Genomic DNA, 20,709 nt, shown 5'->3' with positions numbered 1-20,709 from the left:
ATTCGACGTTACGGCTGCCCGGCACGGGCAGCCAGCCGCCGCACCAGGCGAACGACATCGGTTACAGCAATATCGGTTACAGCAACATCGGTAACAACAACGTCGGCCACAGCAAAATCGGTCACAAAAAGAGGCTCATCATGCGTTATCAGGCACTGGCGCTGGATCTCGATGGCACTACCCTCACCAGCCAGCACACCATTAACCCGAGCGTTAAAGCAGCCATTGAGCGCATTAAAGAGCAGGCCTGTGTGATCCTCGTCACCGGCAGGCACCACACCGCTGCCCACCCCTATCATCATGAGCTTGGCCTGACTACGCCGATAATCTGTTGTAACGGCACCTATGTATACGACTACCGCGCGCAACGCATTCTGGCGGAAAACGCCATCCCCCATGATGATGCAAAACGCTTCATGGCGCTGGCGCGTGAGCACCGGCTCAATCTGGTGATGTACCTGACTGACCGGATGGTGTACGCCGCCCACTCGCCAATCCGGTATATGGAGGCGCTCTGCGACTGGGCCGCGCGTTTTCCCGACGCCATCCGCCCGCACATCATGAAAGTCGAGAGTCTGGATGCGGCGTTGGCCGAAAGCCGCCATGTCTGGAAATTTGTAGTGGAAGGCGAGGTGGCCGAAGTCCGCGCCTTTGCTGAATTGCCGTGGGTGAAGGCGCAGTTTAGCGGCGAACAATCCTGGTCGAACCGCATTGATTTTGCCCGCCACGGCAACAACAAGGGCGCGCGCCTGAACGACTATCTCCAACAGCAGCACATCGACCCGGCACAACTCATCGCCATCGGCGATAACCATAATGACCTGTCCATGCTGCGCCTTGCCGGTCTCGGCGTCGCCATGGCTAACGCGGAAGAGGTCATCCGCCGTCAGGCCGATTGCGTGACAGAGCACAGCAACGATGGGCGCGGCATTCTCGATATTCTGCAACATCACTTTCCCGTCTGACTCAGGAGGCACCATGCACAACTTTGACAAACCCTTTCGCCTTGGGCTGTATGAGAAGGCGCTGCCCGCCACGCTGACGTGGGAAGAAAAAATTCTGGCCGCCAAAGAGCTAGGCTTTGATTTTATTGAAATGTCAGTAGGATGAGTCCGATGAAAAATTGCAGCGTCTGGCCTGGAGCGATGCGGAAATCTATCAACTGCGCCATTTGTGCGAACAACACAACTTCCCGTTGCAATCCCTGTGCCTGAGCGCCCACCGCCGCTTTCCGTTTGGCTCACACGACCCGGCGATACGCCAGCAGGCGCACGACATCATGGCACAGGCTATCAATCTGGCTTACAAACTGGGTATCCGCTGCATTCAGCTCGCCGGTTATGATGTCTATTACGAAACGCCCTCCAGCGAAACGCATCTGCATTTTATCGACGGCATGAAAGCCGCTACCCGCATGGCAGAGCGCGCAGGCATCATGCTGGGCGTCGAAATCATGGATACGCCCTACCTCAACTCACTGAGTAAATTTGAGGTACTGAAAAAAGCCATTCCCTCGCCTTACTTTATGGCCTACCCGGACGTGGGCAATATCACCGGCTGGAACTACGACACCTGCACCGAGCTCAAACTCAGTTGCGATCATATTGTGCAGATTCACCTAAAAGACACGCGCAAAGTCTCGGCCAGCAGTCAGGGCCAATTCCGCGATCTGGTGATTGGCGAAGGCGAAGTCGATTTCCGCGCCATCTTCCAGACGCTGGCAGATATCGGCTACAACGGCCCGCTGGTGCTGGAGATGTGGGCCAATGATGCGCAGTGGGCGCAAAACCTGACGCTGGCCCGCTCGCGCCTGGCCGATATAGGCCGTCAGGTCGGGCTGGCGCTGGCCTGATGCCGCGTTATCAAAAGATATATCATCAAAAAATATGCCATTAAAAGAATCGCTGTCATTCATACGCATGCGGGATATAATCATAAAAAAATCAGATTCAATCACCATCAGGCACGATATGACAGAAGCTCAACGCCACAGCGCCATTCTGGAACTGCTCAATCAACGACGTCACCTGTCGGTGACGGGCATCATGCAGGCCTTTGATATTTCGCCTGCCACCGCCCGCCGGGATATCAATAAACTCAATGATTCCGGTAAGTTGCGTAAAGTCCGCAACGGGGCGGAGGCGCTGGCGCAAGCCAAAAGCCAATGGTCGCCGCTCAACAGCCATGAGAGCGTGACTCACGGTGAGTTTGCCAATCACGGGGAAAAAATGCGCATCGCCCAGGCGGCGGCGGCGCTGATTAAACCCGGCGAAAGCGCTGTCATCAACTGCGGCTCCACCGCATTTGTGTTAGGGCAGGAGATTTGCGGGCAAGATGTGCAGGTCATCACCAACTATTTCCCGCTGGCGAACTACCTGATTGAGCATGATCATGACGGCGTGGTGATTATCGGCGGGCAGTACAACAAGTCGCAGTCCATCACGCTGGCACCGCAGGATGAAATCTCCTCGCTGTACGCCGGGCACTGGATGTTCACCAGCGGTAAAGGCATTACCGCCGATGGCCTCTACAAAATGGACATGCTCACGGCGATGGCCGAGCAAAAGATGCTCAATCACATTGGGCGGCTGGTGGTGCTGGCGGACAGTACCAAAGTGGGGCAACGCGCCGGAATGCTGTTTTGCGCATCCGACAGGATAGATATTCTCATCACCGGTAACGATGCCGATGCACACGTGGTGGCCCAGTTGCGCGACAAAGGCGTTAACGTGATTCTGGTGTAACAATACCGGTGTAACAATACGGGTGTAATAATACCGGTTTAACAATATTGGTGAACCACACGGCTGTAACGGCGTCCGAGTCAGGCAGGCTAGCCGGGCCTGACTCAGATACCTTTCAGGGTTATGCGCCCTGAACCACCTGCGCGACTGCTTTTTCAAACAGCGCCATGCCCTGGTCTATCTCTTGCGGTGTAATCACCAGCGACGGCACAAACCGGATAACATCCGGCCCCGCCACCAGAATCATCAGCCCCAGCTCGGCCGAGGCCGCCAGAAAATCGCGGGCACGGCCATGCCAGGCCGGTTTTAACTGCGCACCGAGCAACAGCCCCATACCGCGAACTTCATCGAAAATGCCATACTGAGCGTTGATACGCTCCAGCGCACTGACAAAGCGGGCATGGTTTTCAGCCACGCCAGAGAGCACTTCCGGCGTATTGATAACATCCAGCGCCGCTTCTGCCACCGCACAGGCCAGCGGGTTGCCGCCATAGGTGGTGCCGTGTGTGCCAACCGCCATCACCGACGCAATCTCTTCGGTCGTCAGCATGGCGCTGACAGGGAAACCGCCACCCAGCGCTTTGGCGGTGGTCAAAATGTCTGGCGTAATGCCGTAATGCATGTACGAGAACAGTTTGCCGCTGCGCCCCATGCCGCACTGCACTTCATCAAACACCAGCAGCGCCTGATGCTGGTCACACAGCTCACGCACACCGTTGAGAAATTCAGGGGTCGCCGGTGTCACGCCGCCTTCGCCCTGAATCGGCTCCAGCACCACTGCACAGGTGTGGTCATCCATCACCGCTTTCACCGCATCCAGATCGTTAAACGGCACATGCACGATATCCGCCGGTTTCGGGCCGAAACCGTCAGCGTATTTCGGCTGCCCGCCGACCGATACGGTAAACAGCGTGCGGCCATGGAACGACTGATAAAACGAAATTATCTTGGTTTTGTACGGGCTGTGGCGGGTGATCGCGTAATGGCGCGCCAGCTTGAACGCCGCTTCATTGGCTTCTGCGCCAGAGTTAGCAAAAAACACACGGTCAGCAAAGGTGGCGGCAATCAGCTTGCTGGCCAGGCGCAGCGCCGGTTCATTGGTGAACACGTTACTGGTGTGCCAAAGCGTTTCACCCTGCTCTTTCAACGCCGCCACCAGCGCCGGGTGGCAATGGCCCAGCGCCGTTACCGCGATGCCACCGGAAAAGTCGATGTACTCTTTGCCTTGTTGATCCCACACCCGGCTTCCCTTGCCTTTTACCGGCACAAACTGCGCAGGTGCATAAACCGGAAGAATAACTTTGTCGAATGTATCCCGTGTTACTGCTGTTTTTTCTGTCGCCATCTGCGGCCCCGTCGTAGTTATTCCGTGACTACCAGTGAAAATATAGTCAATAAATATGCATAAAAAATCAAAAATAGGCAATCCCTAATCTGCCTGAGTGCGCGTGGCGCGGGTTATCCGGCTATAAATCAAGGAAATTTCTCAATAGCTGGTGCCCTTGCTGGCTGAGAATACTTTCCGGGTGAAACTGCACCCCTTCGAGCGGCAAAGTACGGTGGCGCACGCCCATAATCTCATCCACCGCGCCATCGCGCTCCGTCCAGGCGGTCACGTCAAAGCAATCGGGCAACGAGGCGTGTTCCAGAATCAGCGAGTGATAGCGCGTCACCGTCAGCGGATTCGCCAGCCCGCGAAACACCCCCTGCGCGGTATGACGCACCGGTGAGGTTTTGCCATGCATCACCTCGCGCGCCCGCACCACGCGTGCGCCAAAAACCTGACCCAGCGCCTGATGACCCAGGCACACGCCAAGAATCGGTAATTTACCGGCAAAGTGGTGGATAGCGGCCAGCGAGATACCGGCGTCATCCGGCGTACAGGGGCCCGGCGAAATCACCAGTTGCTGTGGGGCTAACTGTTCGATGTCGGCCAGCGTCAGCGTGTCGTTACGCCTGACCTGCACCTGAGCGCCCAGCTCGCAGAAATACTGATAGAGGTTGTAGGTAAAGGAGTCGTAGTTGTCGATAAGTAGCAGCATGTTTCATCTATTGCCCTGATTGGCTGACACGCCATGATAGTAGGCCAACGGCGTTAATAACATAAAACGTCGCAGAAAAAACCGCATCCGCAGGGCAAAAGGGGCGAGAATGGCAGGCGTGAGAGAGGTAAAACGCAGGGTCGTGCCGCGTGGCTGGGTGTGAACGCCAGCGCACAGCGGCTCAAAACCGGGCTATCACCCGGTTTCATCACGCAGTACCGCAGGGTTAAATTGCTTGCGAAACTCAATCGGCGTCAGCCCGGTATAACGCTTAAACATCTTCTCGAAGTGGCTCAGGTCGCCATAACCGCAATCGAGATAAAGATTGGTGATGCGGCTCATCGGGTGGCATTCGAGTCGCTGACAGGCATAAAAAATGCGTACCTGATTCAAGATCTGTTTAAACGACAATCTCAGGCTGTTTTTCAGCAAATAAGAGAGGTGTGAAGGGCTGATGTGGGCATTGTCCGCCAGTTCAATCAGTGTCACTTCGCGCTGGAAATGCTCCCCCAGGTACATCAACGCCTTAATAACCGACGGGTGAAACTGGTGTAAAACCTGATGATTCCGCTGCAAAATCGCATCGCACAGCGGGCGATTAATCAGCCGCTTTGCGCCCTCACCCGTCGCGGCCGTCATAATATGCGGCAAAATGCGGCCAGCCTGACGCATATCAATTTCCGCCTCATCACTGAGCATTAATAGCCGCGCAAGACTTTGCCATAACTGGCGCACATTACCCGGCCAGTCATAGTGCTGTAATTGCGCTAACACATCCGGGTGTAATGTCTGGCGGGCCGACTGCCGGTAAGCCAGGCAAGCACTATGAATCAGTTCATTAATATCCTGCGTGCGCCCTTTCAGCGCGGGGATGGATAAACGTTGCGCCCCTAGCGCCGACGTCAAATACGCCATCGATTCCGCCGTCGTCTGGCTGTCTGGTGCGACATCATGCAGACAAAACAGCAGGCGTATACCTTGATAGTCACGGCACACCTGTTGCAAAGACGTCACCGTTTCCTGCTGGCATAACGCATCAAGCGCATCAACACCGCCAAAACAGAGCGTCAGCGGTTTGTGCGACGCCAGTTCCTCACCGATAGCGCCTAATTGCGCACGCAGATCCTTATCGAATGAGAGCTCAACATATCGGTTATCAGACGCCTGAAGCCTGGCGCGAATATATGCCATCACCTCAGATAAATCCGCTCCCGGCTCACATGATAAAAACAATGGCATACCGTTAGTGAGCATCGTCTCTAATTGCGCACGCAGTGCCGAGGGCAGGAAAATAAATTCCGGGATGGGATAAGCACAGGAATAATCATGGTGCTCATATCGACCAGAGGAAATATTTCCATCAGCAATGCTGTGCTGTATATCAGATAGCTTGTTTTCTGTTTTCACGGAAAAATCCTTTATTCACGCCAGACCATGATGACTTACAGAGAAATAGCTTGTGTTATTAACAACCGATTATTACCAGGAATGCTTTTCGTTTAAAAAATGATATCAACATGCAATAAAAACCATAAGCCATTTAAAAAACAGCCACCTAAAGCCATATAAATAAAAACACAACATAAAAACACAACATAAAAATTAAAAGTAAGTCCCTTTACTCTCGCATCACCCTTTACCTGGGTGATTCAATCCGTTCCCTGAAAAACCAGCACATCAGTATTATCACCCCACTTCAGCATTAATCTCTATTCTGAATGGCGGCGCTGATGTACTCATTGAATAAAAATATAAACCGTTTAAACCCGATGCCATTTGGTTATGTGATGTGTGCCATACTGTCATAAAATCTCCATTTTTATTATTAAGATATTTCATTTATTCCTCAAAAAACAAAAACTGCCGTTATGATATTTTTAATTTTTATTTGCATCATGTGAAATCAGTGTTTTATAGGAACCAGAAAAGATAAAATTAACATAATCATTGTAACTAAAGTTATCACAACCGCGTTCTCGCACTGGCATGATGAGGTTATCTGCGGCAACGTCGAAAAATTTAGCCAACTTATGAAGTGTCTTTCTTGATACAGGCTTCCCCAATTCAGCCCTTTTTATTGTGGCTATTGAAATATAGCACCTTGATTCAAGGCTCCGCTCAGAGAGCTCCTCCTGACTCAATTTTTTTTAGCCTAAGATCTTTAATCATAACTGTGTTCACTAAAACTCCGTTATTAGACATAGGTTCCTCTTTGCAATGAGAATTAATACACTACTTTTATGGTGGTACTCTTCCTCGCCATCAGAAGTCAGAAAAGCGCATGGAGTAAAGCGATAACCCATAAAAGGCGTATATCAATTTTTTATGATGTTATTCAGCTAAACGTGGTATCCCCTGATGTTAATAACGTGATACAAATTTAATTTCGTTGGCCATTTATTCAGGCCATATCGGTATTATTTATTGGTATTACTTATTGGCGTACAAACAAAAAAGTGCATGACCCGAAGGTCATGCACTTAGGCGGATTAGCCGTTCAGAACACCGGCCAGCGCGCCCTGGCCCGCTTTTTTCAGTACATTCAGTACATCACCCCAGAATGCAGGGTTAACACCCGTAGCTTTAGCTTCAGCGATACGGTTAGCGCGGTTTACGTTATGAGCCTGAGTTGGAAGTTTCATGTGTATTTCTCCTTGAGTTTATTTACAGTTTATTTGGGGTCATCCCCAGGTTAATGCCACCAGATAGCGGCAAATTTAATACAATTAAATTCTAACACCGAAATAACCAGTGATGATTTTTGCAATATGTCTATTTATAAATTGCACCGATACTCAGAGACAAAATTAAACAGAACATAATGGCGTCATAGCGAATATGAATAATCAGTCACATTAATAAGCGTGCCAGTTACGCAAGGTGCCAATGGTAATTGGCATGACGTCGCTGACATCAATGGTATAGCGATATAATTTACGGGCAGCGGTCAGGCGCTCTTTCGGATTAAAGAACTCTAACACCACATCCCAGCAGTCTGATTCCGGGCGGCTAACCGGGCTACGCTCTGCGCTGATTTTGTTGAGGAATAATCCTTCTGCAAACGCATCATCAAAGATTTCTTTCATTTGATAGGCATTGGTTGCAGCGTAGTTAATCGCACGCTCATTCGATTCATAACCCCGGTTACGCAGCTCGTAGTAAATACGATTAATAAAGTTAACCAGCTCTTTCGATTTCGGCGTACCGACGGCGCTTTCACCCATGAGCATTTTAGAGATATCCTGCGATTCCCAGTTAAACATGCCGCGTAATACCGGGCTAATCGTTGGAATAACCTGGCCATTAAACAGTCGGGTTTCTCCACTGATCGTCCCTGCAATAGAAACACGCTCCACGCCTTTGGTTTCCTGTTCATACAGGAATTCCACTAATCGCGCATATTCCAGCACAGCAAATTGCGCATCCGGCTTAATGGCATAAACGGGAATGCCATCTATTTTTAATGTCCAGATCAACGCATTGGATTGTTCAGCGTTATCACCGGTATTTAAATGTTCAGCCATATGAACCGGGTCAAAGGGATAGCCGCTTTTATTTCCCATCACCTGGGTAAAATAGTCCAGACGGGCCTCGGTACCAAAATCATAACCAATCTGGCCGATGGCAAAGATTTTTTCCTGATCGCGAACCGTGCGTGCATCCAAGGCGGAAGACTGCGGCATAATCCGGCGAGCGGGCGCATGGACATAATGATTCGCCGCCGGATCGCTGATTTTCGGCAGAGATAATCCGCTGTCACGTACCGATACGGCAACGGCATTGCCCGCATCCACGCTGGTACTCACCGGTGTTGCAGAGGTTTCCCCCGCCGGAATAACATCCTGATGGGTATCGATAATTGAGGGAACCAGCAGCGCTGTCGCCACAGGCTCAATAGTGTTTTCTTCAGTTGACATGGTCACGATCCTTTTTGATGGTTGGTGATAGAATTCCTGTGCTATACGCCGGAATAATTTCTGAATATTTAATCGGTATATCACTGACTCCCGATTCGCTGCCGCTGACAGCACTAACGGGGTGGCAGTGTTAAACAGCACGTCCCGTATCATTTCTGGTGCACGACGATCGTTTGCTACCTTCATTGCCCCCATCAGCAGCGCCGCTATGGCTGACACCACAGGAGCAGAAAAACTGCTACCGGATACAACAGACAGATCATAATTCGGCGTGGCGACAGGGATTGAGACACCTGATGCCAGCAACATTTTCCTTCTTAGTTTCACCCCGTAGTTATTAAATGAAGCGGGCAATCCCTCTTTATCACAGGCGCCGACAGCCAAAACAAAATCCATAGATGCCGGTAACGATTCACTGTTGAGACCCTCATTACCGACGGCGGCAACAATTAAAATCCCGTGTTGCTCACAATCCTCAACGGCTTTACGTAATTCATCCGTCCCATGACCCGTTGATGACAATGACGCACCGCTGATATTAATAATATGGCAACCACTGAGTCGGGCATCACGAATTGCCTTCGCCAATGCGCGTTCAGAGCACCCCTGTATATTTCCTTGCTTATCTTCATGAAATACAGGAATACTGATAATATTTACGCCAGGTGCAATACCGACACCCTGTCCACCAATAATGCTGCACACAGCCGTACCGTGCGAGGTACTGTTATTCTCACTATCAGAAGCACACTCTATTTTTAAGTGATTCAAAATCGGATGATGACCATCAATAGCGCCATCAATAATAGCGACCTTTATTCCTTCTCCATTTATCCCTAATTGCTGTAATCCAGTCAGTGGATTATCAACTAACTCAGCATGATGGTTTGATGGGTTCATCATCATTCTCTTTCCTGAATATGGAATTAAAAAATCCCCGGCGTTTCAATTAGCATTATCTGCCTGAGCTCGTGATTTCCGACGTTCGTCATGAATCACCGTTCATTCCTGAAACAATATTTCTTTCACTATTGAAAGAAAATTATCCACATAAAAATTGACACTAAAAATAAAAAAATTCTCTGCTGTAATTTCTGATGATTTGAATAAGTAGCACTATCAAATATCATCGTTTGTGACACACACTGGTACAGATTATTTATATTTAGCGGATGAACTTATCCTAACTCTACTTTAAAAAAATTTTGGTATCACTTTAGTATCATTTATATCAAATCGTTTAGATTCAATGTGTTAATTTAAAAATGCACATAAAATACTGTATATTTACTGAATATATGCTGCACGCTGTGACTTTCTTGCTAATGGCGTAACCGGGCCAGGTGACTTTCTGCACCACCGGTTACGCCGCGCCCACATAAACGTTAACCCAATGCGCGCTTTGCTTTTGCCAGATAGTTTTTGCGATCCACCAGCCCGTTTAACCCACCGTTGATCCGCCGGGTGATGGTATTAATGTCATCCTGGTCTGCATACTCACTCAATCCATTTTTATTCCAAAACCACAGCGCCGCAGCGACGGATACATCTGGATTTTGGCTAATCCGATCCGGGTTGGAGACCAAATCCTGACCAATGGCGTTGCCGCACGCCTGATAGTTATCGCGCCCGGTTAACTGAATCAGCCCCCGGCCACGGTATTTCCAGCCATCACCCGTTTCGGTTGCGCCATTTCCCATGCGGTTGGCGTAGACAATATTGGCGATAGCTTCCGGCTTGCGCTCATACTGGGCGGCCATCTCATCGGTGGTGAAATAGCGCCCGAATATTGAGCGCAGCCCCTTGGCGCTGTAATTTAAATTTTCAACGCGTGCGCGTAGTTCATTACTTTCATGGGCTATCTGGGCGATAAAGTGCGCAAAACGTAACGCCGTGTCGATACCGGCGGTCGGGCACTCTTTTTGTAACGCCGGTTGAAATAAGGCCAGATCGTCGGCACTGGCGGCGGTCATGATTTTCTTTAATATTTCCTGACTGATTTCAAGGCTCATTGGTTTTCTCCTTAATGGTGTCGAATGGTGCCGAATAGCCTCAGTGTGCAAAGGAAAGGGGCACGCGCTCTTGGGGAAATATCGGCAAAAGACCGGCAGACGTGCAGCTAACCCGGGCAAATTACCGATGTGCCGTGTGCGACCGCACGCTGCTGCTGCCACACCAGCTTTATCGGTCGCGGTCATTACTGAAATGGCGTCTGGTGTTCCACCAACTCCCAGACCAGATAGCAGAGAAACGCACAGCCCACCAGCACCAATACCAGCGTCATCCCTTCCGGCCCCATGCTATCCATCATGAAACCGATGCTAATGAGCCCGGCAATGCCGCCCAGTGAATCCATCAGGGTGTAGCTCATGCTGGCGGACATCTGCTGATGCGGGTGAAACCGATCGCCCAGCAGCGACAACCCGATACTGTAAATCCCGCCCATGCAGCCTCCCCAGACATACAGCAGGCACAGCGTTGCGCCATAATCGGAGTACACCGCCAATGCCAGAAATACCGCACAGACCACCGAACAGAAAATACAGCACACCACTATCCACTGTCGGTTCACCCAGTCGGATAGCAGGCTGACGAGCATACCCAGCGTGACGCTACCGAGCATAAACATGGTCATTAACAACGAGGCGCGCTCCTCCCCCAAACCGTCACTGAGACCATAAAGCATCAAAAAGTTAGGCAGGCCATAGAAACTGACGCCGCCCACCAGAGCTGAAACCAGAATGGCGCGGGCATGGCGACAGACAAAACGAAAACGAACCTGAGAAACGGCACCAGCAGGCGGGCAGCGGCGGGCCACCCACACCAGCGACAGGGCGCTAAGGCTCAGGCACGCCGTCAGGAAAAAACGTTGCGATATCGACAAAGGCAGCATCTGTAGTATGACCGGCCCCAGCGCCACGCCAAGCGATAGCGCCGCAGAAAACAGCCCCATCACCAACCCGCGACGCCGTAACGGGAGTTGATTTAGCCAGGTTTGCAGCAAGATAAGCTGCATACCGGTACACACGCCATAGCCCAGAATCGTCGCCAGCCATCCGGCATAATGCTGCTGCCAGGCCATACTGACGCATAATGCCGCCCGTAACACCACCAACAGGAGCGCAGCCCAGACGAAGCCGATGCGTTTAAGCAACCGGTTAAGGCGCTGGTGAAACAGCAACACGCCGATAATCTCACACGACATGGCCAACCCGACCCACACATTGCTGTTACCCTGCTGGCTCATCAGCACCGGAATAGTGACGTAGTTAATGCCGGAAACCAGTTGAATAAAAAAGGTTTGTAGAATAAACAACACGGCGAATTGACGTCGCATCATGCCACCTCGGGAAACTTGGCCAGCCGCCAATGCAGACACAAATGTCCCTGCGTTGACGAAACCAGCGACACCTGCGCAGATTCCGCCTGCGCCTGCCAGCGTAAAAAAGCAGACCACCAGCCGAGCGCTGCCTCATCCTCTGCCGGGTGCTCCGGCGTCTCGCTATTGAGCGTGATGTGAACCGATATCACCCAATACAGCCGCGCTTCTTCATGTAAATGGAGATCGATCCTCAGCGGCTGTCGCGCCAGTTGCCGCCACAGCCGCAAGCTGTGCTGCCAGAAAGACAGGTAATACTCAGGCGCAAATCGCGCTTCTATCGGGTCAGGCAGGTGCAGGGTGAGGGTCGAGTGCGGGCAAGGAATCAACAACGGCGTCGTCGCCTGCCACCACGCGCACAGGCTATGCTGTTGCCACTGCGAGGGTGGCGGCGGTTCATCGCAGCAAACAGGGAGAGGCGGCCACGCCGCCGCCGAGGGCTGCCCGCCCCGCAAGAAACACAGCGGTAGTGGCCAGTCGCGCATGCGCGCTAATTGCAGTGGCGTTGTGGCATGCAACAACGCCGCATACGCCTGCTCGCGGCTGGCAAGCTGTTCCCGCACCTGCTGGCTGTTACGCCGCATCCACCATACTGCCAGCCCCACCACTAATCCGAGAAAAGCGATAGTAATAATGGCTTTGCGAAATACCTGATTCAGCGCCTCCAGCCGCTGGTAGAAGCTTGATAACTCAAGATCCATCGCCAGTACACCGCAGAATCTGCCCTGATTGTCGTAAAATGGCGCATATGCGCTGATGAATGTGCCCCATTCGTCGCGATAGGGCTGGTCAGAGACGCCGGTCTGATGGCGCTGTAATGCGCTCATCAGCTCTGCTGGCGCATGGTCGTAAACCTGCATCAGCGCAGGAGGTAAGTCCGGCAGGCCATCGCCATCGTTGTCATTTTGCGGGCTGGGGTTGACCACAAAACGCACCTGTTCATGGTCTTGTATCGTGGTGTAGATATAGCGCACATCTTGTGATGCCTGACGAATCCGTTCCAATTGTGTCGCCAGTTGCTGATAGTGTGCATCATCACGCGATGTGTCGGCGGTAATGCCCTGATACTGTTCGCCAGCCAGTGTTGATGCGGCGGCCCGCACCGTAGACAACAGGCCGATTTTGATCTCTTGTTCTAGCGCATTAATCGACTTGTGATAAACCATGTAAGTGGAAAACCCCAGTAACATGATAAAAATCAGGCTGGCGAACACGGCCTCAGCCAGCGCCGCCCGCGTTGATGAGCGCGTCATAAATTCACCCCTCGGGCAACCAACATGCCGCCGATGATTAAAATACTCAGAGGAAAAATCAGCCGACAACGCCGCATCAGCCATTCGGTATCCGTCCCGCGCATCTGGCGATGATGTGCAAAGATAATCAGTAAAATAGCGGCGAAAATGCTGCCGTATCCGGCAATGATCATCTGATCGATGATGGTGGTATAAGGCAGGCGCGGCAGGATATTGCTGGTGTAAAAGGCATAGGCCACCACGGTGAGCATCAGCGTGAATGATGTTTGCAATCGCTCGGCAAACGACTCCAGCCAGAACACGCTCCACGACGCGGCAATAATCAACCCAAGCGGTAGAATAAAACTCCACAGGTAATACGAAGGGTTACGTACCGCATCAAGCTGCACCGTAATACGGGAGAAAATATTCTGATTCGGTTGCACCGTGCTGAGGTGATCGTAACGCACGTCGCTGATACGCGTATGTGCCTTGCCCCTCACCCACCATTCATCGATCTCTTCATTGTTGATGTTCTCGTTGTAAACCCAAATGGAGTTAAAATGCAGTTGCTGGTTATTAAAAGAAAATGGCTCCAGTTCCAGCACAAATTGCTGATGATCGAAAGGAAATAAGCGAAAATCCATATCGTTGCTGAACGTGCCGAGAAAGCGGGCGTTATAAATCACCCGCCCATCAGGAAACAGCATCAGCCGTTTATTGCCGATGTCCGGGCTTCCGACCACATTGATAAACTCCAGCGTCGGCACCCACACGCCCTGGGTTATCCAGCGTTCAATTTGCGCATTTTCAACCACCAGCGGTTTTCCGTCCGGCGTTTTGCGGGGTTTGCCACTCCACTGCGCCACGATATAACCATCCACCTTATAGCTCTGCTCCAGCGTATTCACCCCGTAGATTTTGTTGATAAACAGGCTGACGTTCACCTCGACCGGTTGAGCGTCCGATGGCAGTTCCTGGGGTTTGGCTGGGCTGGATGGCGACGAGAGGCGGTTTGAGGTTAATGGATGATGCACCACCGTCAGGCTGTTTGGCGCAAGGGCGGCGGCTGAATCAGCCATAGGGTCAGCATACGCCGTCATCGACAGCAGTAGGCCACCGAAAAGCGCCAGGCATAAATATCGCATCTTACGCCTCCCCGCTCGGCAGGAATGCGCCGGGTCGTCCCAGCGCCCACACCAGGCTATCGAGCCGGGCACGCTGGCAATGCGGTAAGATAACCAGGTGGCATAACCGCAGCGGTTTTCCTTTCACCTCGACGTGCTCGCAAGACAGGGAGAAGCGCTCGATAATCGTCGGATTTGGCGCGCTGAACTGCACCATCAGTGACCCCGGCAGCAAGGGCAACAGGCATAAATGCGCCTGCGTCGGGTCGAGCCTTGCAAATAACAAACGTAGCTGTTGATGGACGTAACGCTGCATTTCATAGCATTGCTGGATCAACGTGCGCTGTCCGGCCTCACCAAGACGACTGAGTTGATTCCATAGCACAACGGCTGACAAACCGGGACGCGAGCCTGACAGCGTGGCATCGCGGCTGCCGATATAATGAGGGCTCTCCGTCGCGGTGGTGCGATAGCGGGCATTCAGCATCACCACACCACACGGCCAGGGCATGCTGATCCACTTATACGGGCTGGCGCATAACGACTGTAGCGATGCCACCTGAGCATCAATCGCCAGTTTTCTTCCTGCCGGTTCCGGCCAAAAAGACAGGTAGTTCGCGCCAAGCGCGCCATCCACATGCAGCCAATAACTACGCTGCCCGGCGCTGTTGGGCGGCAAATTTTGCTCAAGCCAGGCACCTATCTGCTGCCAGTCGTCGCTGGCACCGCTAAAAGTGGTGCCAAGCGTCAGGCAAATAATCACTGGCCGCCGGTAACGGTGGAAAAACGCCACCAACTGCAATAAGGCGGCGACATCAATACGGCCTTGCTCATCACATGCCAGCGCCTGCGGCCAGATACCGTTATTCAACGGGCTACGCCCAAGCATCGGCCCAATCTCTGCGGGGGTTGCCAGTCGCAATAACCGGCAGGCCTTGGCAATCGAGTAATGGCTGCTGGCGCTATAGAGCACCACTGGCGCATAACGCGCGTGCGTGTGCGCAGGCCATTCGATGGTTGGCGCACCACACAGAAAATCACGCGCATTCCACAGCGCAAACAGATTGCCCTCGGTGGAGCCCATGGCGGTCAGGTATCCCCAATAGGGCGAGGGCATCTTCCAGAGACGGGCGTAGTAGGCCACCACCGCGCGCTCAAACGGTTTACTGTTGACCTGATAGGCCCCGTCTTCATCGCTGTCGCCCAAATTCAACAGGTTCATCTCCAGCAATGGGCGCAACAGCGCATCAAACTCCCCCTGCTGGTTGGTTTGAAACCCCGCAAAATAGCGCTGCCGTTCAGCCATGTTAGCGCCATAGTCGCGCAGCGTGCGCCTTCGTGTTATATCGTGCAGCCCTTCTGGGGCAATGCTCAGTTCATCGGTCTGTTGCATCTCGTTTACCTGCTGTGCGTAAGGTGATATCGGGTGTTTTTCAGCAGCAGGTTAAGCAGTCATGCCTCAGGCTGGCGCGGCGCTTTGGCGTGGAAATACGGGGTGAGCATTGAATAGAGAATTCTCAAATGTGACGAAAACCACAATTAATCCCAAAGCAAAATTATAAAGGTTTCCTAATTAGTTTCCTTGTTATGTCCTCCTCTGGCTAATCGTGAGCCCGCTCAAAACTATTAAAAAATCTTTTCGATCCAGATAGTGAAATGACATTTCACTGGTTGAATTGTGTGATTTTCGCACTAAAACTGACGCTGAGTGACGGGAATACATGGCTTGAATTTATTCATTACTCCACGTCACCCGGTTATGGGGGCACAGGGAATTACTCCGCCCACTCCACGTTGATGGTTTAAAAACACAGGAACACGTTCAATGAAAGCACTTATTACCCCGATTACCGCTGGATTGTTACTGGCCTTAAGTCAAAGCGCGCTGGCAGCGACCGATACCGGAGGCTTTGCCGTTACAGCAGGTGGTAATGTGGCTGGCGCAGTCAGCAAAACCGCCAACTCAATGCAGGATATCGTCGATATCATCGCCGCTGCCCGTCTTGATGCTAATGGTAAGAAAATCAAAGGCGGCGCTTATCCGTTGGTGATTACCTATACCGGTAATGAAGATAGCCTGATCAACGCCGCCGCTGCCGACATCTGCTCGCAGTGGAGTAAAGACCCAAGAGGGGTTGAAATCAAAGAGTTCACCAAAGGTGTCACCATCATCGGCGCGAAGGGTTCCTCTGCCAACTTTGGTATCTGGATTAAAAAGTCCTCTGACGTGGTCGTGCAAAACATGCGTATTGGTTATTTGCCGGGCGGCGCGAAAGATGGCGATATGATCCGGGTGGATGATTCTCCGAGCGTGTGGATTGACCACAACGAACTGTTCGCCGCTAACCATGAATGCCCCGGCACGCCGGATAACGACACGACGTTTGAATCGGCGGTGGATATCAAAGGCGCATCGGATACCGTGACCGTCTCGTATAACTACATCCACGGGGTGAAAAAGGTCGGTCTGGATGGCTCAAGCTCCAGCGATACCGGGCGTAACATCACCTATCACCACAACCTGTACAACGACGTTAACGCACGCCTGCCGCTGCAACGCGGCGGCCTGGTACACGCTTACAACAACCTGTATGGCAACGTCACCAGTTCAGGGTTAAATGTGCGTCAAAACGGCCAGGCGCTGATCGAAAACAACTGGTTTGAGAATGCAGTGAACCCGGTAACATCACGCTATGATGGGAAAAATTTTGGCACCTGGGTGCTCAAAAATAACAACATCACCAAACCGGCTGATTTTGCCACCTACAACATCACCTGGAATGGCGACACCAAACCGTATGTCAATGCAGATAGCTGGACATCCAACGGCACATTCCCGGCTGTCACCTACAGCTACGCCCCGGTCAGCGCCCAGTGCGTGAAGAACAAGCTGGCTAACTACGCCGGGGTGGATAAAAACCTGGCGACACTCACCAGCGCGGCCTGTCAATAACGCTCCTGACTGGGTATCAACACGGTTCAATGTAAGCGGGCTTCGGCCCGCTTTGTGATGGCCGCCTCAATCCTGCATCATCCCCGAATATTGCATTTTCGTGTGCAGCTATCTCCCTCACGGTGGCCATTGCTATCAAAGCTAATAATTCAGCATTTTTTAATTATCAATAGTTATAACCGGGAGGTCTGAACTCTGACCGACAAAAGTGACGCCTGTCAAAATTCAAACAAACATTATCGATTCTGATAATGAACTGGCGTTTCATCTATTGAAATGTTTCTCTTTTGCGCTAAAACTGAGCACAGGTTGATTCGTGCGATTCGGTTTTACTTATCTATCCCGATGGCCTGACGTTGCAGGAAAGCGACAGATGGGGCTCCCCTACCGCACCAACCAGAACATAAGGGCATATGGATCGATAAATGCCCCATCACACTACTTTCGAAAACAGGAACTCGACACATGAAAGCATTGATTGCCCCGATTGCAGCAGGCGTACTGCTGGCGATGAGCCACGCAAGTCTGGCAGCGGATACTGGCGGTTATACCAAAACTGACGGTGGTGATGTCGCGGGTGCCGTCAAGAAAACGGCCACCTCGATGCAGGATATTCTGAATTTTGTTGAAGCGGCCAAACTTGATGCCAACGGCAAGAAAGTGAAAGGCGGTGCCTACCCGCTGATCATTACTTATACCGGCAATGAAGACAGCCTGATCAACGCGGCGGCGGCCGATATCTGTAGTCAATCCGCCAAAGACGCCCGTGGCGTGGAAATCAAAGATTTCACCAAAGGCATCACCATTATCGGTGCTAACGGCTCTTCAGCTAACTTTGGTATCTGGATTGTGAACTCTGAGAACGTGGTCGTCCGTAACATGCGTATCGGCTACCTGCCGGGCGGCGCTCAGGACGGCGACATGTTCCGTATCGACAACTCGCCGAACGTCTGGTTGGATCATAACGAATTGTTTGCTGCCAACCACGAGTGTGATGGCACCAAAGATGGCGATACCACTTTTGAGTCTGCGTTTGATATCAAAAAAGGCGCGACTTACGTCACCATCTCCTATAACTACATCCACGGCGTGAAGAAAGTCGGTCTGGCAGGCTTCAGTGCCACCGATAGCGCTGAACGCAACATCACTTATCATCACAACATCTATAGCGACGTGAATGCCCGTCTGCCATTACAACGCGGCGGTAACGTTCATACCTATAACAACCTGTACACCAAAATCACCAGTTCCGGCATCAACGTCCGCCAGAACGGTAAAGCGCTGGTGGAAAACAACTGGTTTGAAAATGCGGTTGACCCGGTTACATCCCGGTACGACGGCAGCAACTTCGGCACCTGGGTACTGAAAGGCAACAACATCACCAAACCGGCTGATTTTGCTACCTATAACATCACCTGGGATGCAGACACCAAAGCGTACAAAAACGCGGATGCCTGGGTCTCTACCGGTACTTACCCCACCGTACCTTATAGCTACAGCCCGGTCAGCGCACAGTGTGTGAAAGACAAGCTGGCCAGCTATGCCGGTGTTGGCAAAAACCTGGCGACCCTGACCGCTGCGGCTTGCGGTAAATAAGCGCCCCCTCTGCGCCTTACGGATACGTGAGGCGCTCTGCGCCACCTGATAGCATCGGTTGATAATATCGGTTTGATAACATCAGGTGGCGTTGTTTTCACCGTTTTCGGACAAGCGATACCCTCATCGACTGATCCGGTTATCTTCTGCCGCAGTTGCTCGTAAAACCGGCCTGCGTTTGGCATAAGGATTAAGCCATTATGAAACTGACTCTGTTATCTGCATTGCTGTTTAGCGCAACAGTCTTAAGCGCTCAGGCTGCCAGCACCGCTGCACCAGACTTAAAAGGATTTGGCACTGAAACCGTCGCCGGTAGCGGCGGTAAAATTATTCGCGTCACCACGCTCAAAGACAGTGGGCCAGGCTCGCTGCGTGAAGCACTGGCCACCAAAGGGCCGCGTATCATCGTATTTGAAGTCGGTGGCATCATCGATTTGGGTGAAAAAGACATCCGACTGGCCGAACCCTTCGTCACCATCGCCGGCCAGACCGCACCATCACCGGGTATTACCTTAGTCAAAGGCGGCGTCTCTATCACCGCCCATGACGTGCTTATCCAGCATATTCGTTTTCGTATCGGCGATAACGGCCATGCCAAGAAGAGCGGCTTTGAGAAAGATGTCTCGGTCAATGGAAAAGACGCGTACAACGTCGTGGTCGATCACTGTAGCTTCGCCTGGGGTACGGATGAAAACCTCTCCGTTTCCGGCCCGCGCTACGATGGCCCATCCGGTACCGCACATAACATCACCTTCTCTAATAACATTATTGCCGAAGGCCTGTATGACTCCAGCCACTCAAAAGGCATCCACTCGATGGGAACACTGGTACACGATAACGTGACCAATGCGGCCATCATCGGCAACCTGTACGCCCACAATAACGAGCGCAACCCATGGTTTAAGGGCGCGGCAACCGGCGTGGTGGTGAACAACCTGATTTACAACCCAGGTATTTGGGGCATTCGCGTTGGGGTCATTCAGAGCGAATGGGAAGGGCGTGAGCTGCCGGTCAATCCCAAGGTGGCAATTGCCGGTAACGTAATGTACCACGGCGTGAATACCCAGGCGGGTCTGCCGCTGGTTGGCAGCAACACGACCGGCGGTGATGTCTGGATGAGCGATAATCTGGCATTCGACAAAGCAGGGAAAGCCGTTGCCCTCACCTCTGGTGCGTCTACCGGTATTAAACTGCTGCAATCCGCCCCCGTGTGGCCGACGGGCCTGACGGCCCTCAGCGCATCGTCAGTCGCAAATCAGGTCACTCAGCATGCGGGTGCCCGGCCAAAAGACCGGGATGCGGTAGACAAACGCATCGTCAGTGATTTCCAAAAACGTAGCGGAGCCTTTGTTAACAGCCAAAGTGAAGTAGGAGGCTACCCTACCGCGACCGCCACCGCGCGCACACTGACGGTTCCCAGCACCGGCGTGGATAGCTGGCTGCAACAAATGGCGAAAGACCTCGAATAATCCATTAGGTAATGTGAGTATCAACTCTCAAACCGGTGATGTGAAACACACATCACCGGTTTTATCTTTGTGTCATTGCCAGTCAAAAAGAGTGCTCACGCCCTGACATCTCACCGGATAGACCGATATACCTACCCGCACCGCTGCCAGGTTGGGTACACCTAATCCTTCCGCTCTATCAATCAGCACACGGCTTTTCGCTCGAAAAATGACGGTTATATTGACAAAAACTCCTATGAAAACGTATACC

The 20,709-nt window shown here is 52.1% G+C and carries 17 protein-coding genes; 7 read left to right on the top strand and 10 right to left on the bottom strand.

Annotated features, from left to right (window positions below; all coding sequences use genetic code 11):
* Positions 1–140: 140 nt before the first annotated feature.
* From O1Q98_RS13420 to ulaR, 4 genes are all read left to right on the top strand, one after another.
* Positions 141–965 (top strand): Cof-type HAD-IIB family hydrolase, encoded by an 825-nt coding sequence (locus O1Q98_RS13420; RefSeq protein WP_125260875.1) that lies wholly within the window; start codon positions 141–143, stop codon positions 963–965.
* A 13-nt stretch (positions 966–978) separates the two neighbouring features.
* Positions 979–1,110 (top strand): hypothetical protein, encoded by a 132-nt coding sequence (locus O1Q98_RS13415; RefSeq protein WP_278141911.1) that lies wholly within the window; start codon positions 979–981, stop codon positions 1,108–1,110.
* A 13-nt stretch (positions 1,111–1,123) separates the two neighbouring features.
* Entirely contained in the window at positions 1,124–1,852 is a 729-nt protein-coding gene (locus tag O1Q98_RS13410; RefSeq protein WP_278141909.1) for an L-ribulose-5-phosphate 3-epimerase, read from the top strand.
* 118 nt (positions 1,853–1,970) lie between these two features.
* Positions 1,971–2,744, top strand: a complete 774-nt coding sequence (gene ulaR / locus O1Q98_RS13405; protein ID WP_125260877.1) for an HTH-type transcriptional regulator UlaR — start codon at positions 1,971–1,973, stop codon at positions 2,742–2,744.
* Between the two features lie 121 nt (positions 2,745–2,865).
* Here ulaR and argD read toward each other — a convergent pair whose 3' ends face one another.
* The 10 genes from argD to O1Q98_RS13355 all read right to left on the bottom strand — a co-directional run bounded on the left by argD (position 2,866) and on the right by O1Q98_RS13355 (position 15,834).
* Positions 2,866–4,089 (bottom strand): bifunctional acetylornithine/succinyldiaminopimelate transaminase, encoded by a 1,224-nt coding sequence (gene argD / locus O1Q98_RS13400; protein ID WP_125260878.1) that lies wholly within the window; start codon positions 4,087–4,089, stop codon positions 2,866–2,868.
* A gap of 121 nt (positions 4,090–4,210) precedes the next feature.
* Positions 4,211–4,786: an aminodeoxychorismate synthase component II gene (locus O1Q98_RS13395; protein ID WP_125260879.1), complete on the bottom strand. Its 576-nt coding sequence runs from the start codon at positions 4,784–4,786 to the stop codon at positions 4,211–4,213.
* 195 nt (positions 4,787–4,981) lie between these two features.
* Positions 4,982–6,193 carry an AraC family transcriptional regulator gene (locus tag O1Q98_RS13390; RefSeq protein WP_240632836.1) on the bottom strand — a complete coding sequence of 404 codons (1,212 nt, stop codon included), beginning with the start codon at positions 6,191–6,193 and terminating at the stop codon, positions 4,982–4,984.
* Positions 6,194–7,275: 1,082 nt separating this feature from the next.
* Positions 7,276–7,428, bottom strand: coding sequence for a hypothetical protein (locus O1Q98_RS13385; RefSeq protein ID WP_164513043.1), 153 nt, complete (start codon positions 7,426–7,428; stop codon positions 7,276–7,278).
* Positions 7,429–7,641: 213 nt separating this feature from the next.
* Complete coding sequence (locus tag O1Q98_RS13380; RefSeq protein ID WP_416232433.1) at positions 7,642–9,606, bottom strand: PatA/PatG family cyanobactin maturation protease; 1,965 nt, start codon at positions 9,604–9,606, stop codon at positions 7,642–7,644.
* A 482-nt stretch (positions 9,607–10,088) separates the two neighbouring features.
* Positions 10,089–10,715 (bottom strand): glycoside hydrolase family 19 protein, encoded by a 627-nt coding sequence (locus O1Q98_RS13375; protein WP_125260881.1) that lies wholly within the window; start codon positions 10,713–10,715, stop codon positions 10,089–10,091.
* 185 nt (positions 10,716–10,900) lie between these two features.
* Positions 10,901–12,043 (bottom strand): MFS transporter, encoded by a 1,143-nt coding sequence (locus O1Q98_RS13370; protein WP_125260882.1) that lies wholly within the window; start codon positions 12,041–12,043, stop codon positions 10,901–10,903.
* Positions 12,040–13,335, bottom strand: coding sequence for a PDC sensor domain-containing protein (locus O1Q98_RS13365; protein ID WP_125260883.1), 1,296 nt, complete (start codon positions 13,333–13,335; stop codon positions 12,040–12,042). The genes O1Q98_RS13370 and O1Q98_RS13365 overlap by 4 nt, the downstream gene beginning before the upstream one ends.
* A complete protein-coding gene (locus O1Q98_RS13360) occupies positions 13,332–14,462 on the bottom strand; it encodes a ligand-gated ion channel (protein ID WP_240632838.1) in 1,131 nt (376 codons plus the stop codon). Before O1Q98_RS13360 ends, O1Q98_RS13365 begins: the two co-directional genes overlap by 4 nt.
* Position 14,463: 1 nt before the next feature.
* Positions 14,464–15,834 (bottom strand): pyridoxal-dependent decarboxylase, encoded by a 1,371-nt coding sequence (locus O1Q98_RS13355; RefSeq protein WP_125260884.1) that lies wholly within the window; start codon positions 15,832–15,834, stop codon positions 14,464–14,466.
* A gap of 432 nt (positions 15,835–16,266) precedes the next feature.
* On the opposite strand from O1Q98_RS13355, the gene O1Q98_RS13350 reads away from it, so the two are divergent.
* The 3 genes from O1Q98_RS13350 (at position 16,267) to pelZ (ending at position 20,459) form a co-directional block, all read left to right on the top strand.
* Complete coding sequence (locus O1Q98_RS13350) at positions 16,267–17,394, top strand: polysaccharide lyase (protein ID WP_125260885.1); 1,128 nt, start codon at positions 16,267–16,269, stop codon at positions 17,392–17,394.
* Between the two features lie 465 nt (positions 17,395–17,859).
* Complete coding sequence (locus tag O1Q98_RS13345; protein ID WP_125260886.1) at positions 17,860–18,990, top strand: polysaccharide lyase; 1,131 nt, start codon at positions 17,860–17,862, stop codon at positions 18,988–18,990.
* Positions 18,991–19,190: 200 nt separating this feature from the next.
* Positions 19,191–20,459: a pectate lyase PelZ gene (gene pelZ, locus O1Q98_RS13340; protein ID WP_125260887.1), complete on the top strand. Its 1,269-nt coding sequence runs from the start codon at positions 19,191–19,193 to the stop codon at positions 20,457–20,459.
* Positions 20,460–20,709: the final 250 nt, after the last annotated feature.

It is taken from the genome of Dickeya lacustris, assembly GCF_029635795.1.
GTDB classification, from domain to species: Bacteria; Pseudomonadota; Gammaproteobacteria; order Enterobacterales; family Enterobacteriaceae; genus Dickeya; species Dickeya lacustris.
The sequence above is the reverse complement of the archived record's forward strand: the minus strand, read 5'-3'. Positions and strand labels throughout refer to the sequence as shown.